Raw genomic sequence first — 3,916 nt, 5'->3', positions numbered from 1 at the left:
GATTCAGACAGAACACTTAATACTTTGAATAAAGATTTTTTCATGTCCATGTGCTGATTCAATGCTTCACTGATTTCATACAAAAGCGAGACTTCTTCAAAAAATTTCATTCATAGTATTCCAAATAAGTGTTCATATAAGATATTGCTTTCATACCATTATTATTATAATTTATTAACAATCATAGTTGTTTGGATAGTATTGCATGAAATCTACTTTTATAACAAGATATAATGCTTTGGCAGGGTGAAAAATAAAGTCGGCCGGAAGCGGATTATCCGTTCACAGCTATGCAGTACTGCGAAACCAAAAATCAGGAGAAGATATGAGCACCAGCAATAAAATATGGAGAGACAAACACGGTGTCTGCCATGTTGAGGGGAAAGACAAGACAGACATCTTCAATCTAATGGGATATGTCCATGGAAAAGACCGGGGAATGCAGATACTTTTAATGCGTATTCTGGGACAGGGACGGGCATCTGAATTTCTTGATTCCAGTGATGAAATGCTTGAAATCGATAAGTTTTTCAGACGAATGAACTGGACCGGTTCAATTGCTTCACAAATCGAAAAATTCTCTCCCGACACAAGAGAAGTAATTGATGCATACTGCGCAGGGGTGAACAGGGCTTTTGCCCAAAAAATTCCATGGGAATTCAAACTTTTCAGGTTTAAACCTGAACCCTGGTGCATCAAAGACACTGTTCTTATCTCACGGATGATAGGTTATCTTACCCTTGCACAGTCCCAGGGTGAAATGGAAAGACTTTTTATCGAGTTTGTCCAGGCAGGTATGGATGAAGATCGACTGAACGAGCTTTTCCCGGGAATTCTTGGAGGGCTTGATATGGACCTTATAAAAAAGATAAAACTTGCCGACCGACTCGTCTCTCCGGCATCTCTCTGGAACATCGCCGCACCTGTGATGATGGCATCCAATAACTGGGCAGTCTCAGGAAAAAAGACAGCTTCGGGAAAGCCGATTCTCTCAAACGATCCTCATTTGGAAATAAACAGGCTTCCGAATATCTGGTATGAGATCGTATTAAAAACAAAAGACGGATATGCAATGGGCGGAACCATGCCCGGAGCCCCGGCCCTTCTTGTCGGTCGGAATCAGGATCTTGCCTGGAGTGCAACCTATACATTCATGGACGGCATAGATTCCTGGATTGAAAAATGCAAAGACGGCAAATATATGTGTGAGCCTGACAAGTGGAGCCATTTTATTGAAAGAAAAGAGACAATAAAAAGAAAGAAAAAAGATTCCGTAAAAGTGGTCTTTTACGAGAATAAGCATGGTATCCTTGAAGGAAATCCGAACGAGGAAGGGTATTATATTACTACTTCCTGGGCACCTGCCTTTTCAGGCGCTGTTACACTTGACAGCATTATTAAAATATTTGATGCAAAGACAGTTACACAAGGGATGGATCTCCTCGGCCGTGTAGAGACATCCTGGAATTTTATCCTTGCAGACAAGGACGGAAATATCGGCTACCAGATGTCCGGCCTGATGCCGAAAAGACGGGAAGGAGTCACGGGATTTGTTCCCTTGCCCGGCTGGGAAGAAAAAAATGACTGGCAGGGATTTGAAAGCCCTCAAGACCTGCCGCGATGCTATAATCCTGAAAGCGGCTATTTTGTTACAAGCAATCAGAATCTTAATGAATACGGAAATGTTCATCCTATTAATGTGGGTATGGGATCCTATCGTTCAGACCGGATTGGCAAACTTCTTTTGGAAAACAATGAAATCACACGTGAGACCATGTACAAATTACATTATGATGTATATTCAATACAGGCCCAATTGTTTATGAAGATTCTTGGCCCTCTTCTTCCTGATACAACCCAGGGGAAAATACTCAAAAACTGGAATCTTGAATACTCTGCTGATTCAAAAGGAGCATTTCTTTTTGATAAATTTTATAAAGCGCTTTACCTTCAGGTTTTCGGTGAGAACGGTTTCGGTACAGAGGCGGTTGAACATATTGATAAGCATACGGGGATGTTTAACGATTTTTATATAAATTTTGATAGGATACTCCTTTCTGAAAATTCAGTATGGTTTGGTAATAATACAAGAGAGGAACTCTATTTGAAGGCTGCCAAAAAGGCCCTGAAAGTTGAGCCTGAAAAATGGGGCAATACAAGAAAAGTAATGATGAAAAACATTCTCTTTGACGGCAAGCTCCCAAAATTTCTCGGTTTTGACCGCGGGCCGATAACCATTATCGGAGGCCTTGCCACACCACACCAGGGACAGGTTTTCGAAAGTGCCGGCAGGCAGACCACTTTTGCTCCGTCATTTAGAATGGTTATAGATCTTTCCACAGATGAAATAAATACCAATATGGCAGGAGGACCGTCTGACCGCAGGTTCTCAAAATGGTATTGTTCGGATCTTGAAAACTGGATATCAGGGAAATATAAAACAATAGCTGTGAATGCTGAGAAAAAGTTTAAAATATAAAATGAATAGACCATTTTTAAAAATTGGATTTTTAGGGCTGTTGGTGATCGGGATGGGCAGTGTGTTGTTGATGGTATTTCCTTCCAAAGCCCCATGGATGATGGATGGCTTTTTCACTCCTATCATTGCCTTTGAGTTTATACAATCGAAAAGCGAAGTTTACCAGCTTTTTGGTTCACCCGGCTCTGTGGATCAACTGTCTATGATCAAAGCAATGGATCTTGGAAACAGGCTGGATTATATTTTTATGGTTTTGTATGCTTCTTTTTTATTTTTCTTTTCATTTGTCTGCGCAAAAAATACCGGACAAAGATACTATTATGCAGCCAGCTTTCTGTCACTTGTTATCCTTATTGCCGATGCCATAGAAAACATACAACTGCTAAGGATAACATCGAAAATTATCCATCATGATTTTGGGAAAGAACTTTTCTTTTTGCACTGGTTTACATGGATAAAATGGGGAGGAATCACAATCGTTTTTTTGATTCTGGCACCTTATTTTTTTAAGGGTCGTATTTACTCAAAAGTGATTGCTGCCCTGGGGATCTCAAGTTTTATTTTATATATTTTTGCATATTTTAATCGATCTATTCTGAATGAATTTCTTGGTTTGTCTGTAAGTCTTATGTTTTTAATGATGATTGTTTATAGCTTTATTTTTAGGACAGAACCAGAAAAATAAGCACCTGTCCTTGTATTCCACTATGTCAGAATTCCACTTGATAAAATTAAATAATAATGGAATAATACGACTTTTTTTGGGAGATTTTAATAAAGGTCAAAATAGGTTTGCCATGGGTAAAAATCAATCTGTAAACATAAAAAAGAAGCGAGATCCCAACAAAACCATAGAAGTTTTATTTAAAATATCCGAAGCGGTCAACAATACCCGGGACCTGGATGAACTCTATCAAGTGATTCATACAAGTCTTGATGAAATTCTCAATGTTGATAATTTTTATATCGCTCTTCATCATAAAGAAAGGGATTCCATCACCTTTCCATACCATGTGGCTGAAATAGATGATAACCCCGATGAAATTTTGAATTTTAGTGAAACCGCATCTTTAACCGGTGAGGTCATTAAAGCCAGAAAACCGTTGATTCTTTTTAGACAGGATATAATCCGGCTTACCCATCAGCTTAAGAAAAAAGAAATTGGAACGATCCCTAAAATCTGGCTTGGTGCTCCTTTGATTATTAAAGACTGTGTAAAAGGTGCCATTGTCATTCAAAGTTATGAATCTGCAACAGCCTATGAGAAAAAAGATCTGGATCTGTTAAATTCGATTTCCCAACATATTGCCCTTGCCATTGAACGAAAAGAGTCGGATAAAAAGCTGACAGAGCAGCGAAAAACATTTGAAAAAATTCTGGAATCGTCACCCGTGGGGATTGCTCTGGGGCAGAACAGGATTTTTAAATGGGTGAATA

The 3,916-nt window shown here is 39.0% G+C and carries 3 protein-coding genes; all 3 read left to right on the top strand.

Going from position 1 to position 3,916, the window contains the following annotated elements; genetic code table 11:
* The first annotated feature begins 325 nt into the window (after positions 1 to 325).
* Positions 326 to 2,479: a penicillin acylase family protein gene (locus K8S13_RS14160; protein WP_291463422.1), complete on the top strand. Its 2,154-nt coding sequence runs from the start codon at positions 326 to 328 to the stop codon at positions 2,477 to 2,479.
* Position 2,480: 1 nt separating this feature from the next.
* A complete protein-coding gene (locus tag K8S13_RS14155) occupies positions 2,481 to 3,164 on the top strand; it encodes a hypothetical protein (protein WP_291463420.1) in 684 nt (227 codons plus the stop codon).
* A 112-nt stretch (positions 3,165 to 3,276) separates the two neighbouring features.
* Positions 3,277 to 3,916 (top strand): GAF domain-containing protein (locus tag K8S13_RS14150; RefSeq protein ID WP_291463418.1); only part of this gene is annotated, 640 nt, incomplete at its 3' end.

The organism is Desulfobacula sp., from assembly GCF_021107415.1.
Note: the sequence above shows the minus strand (reverse complement) of the source record. Positions and strands in the feature narration are given on the sequence as shown.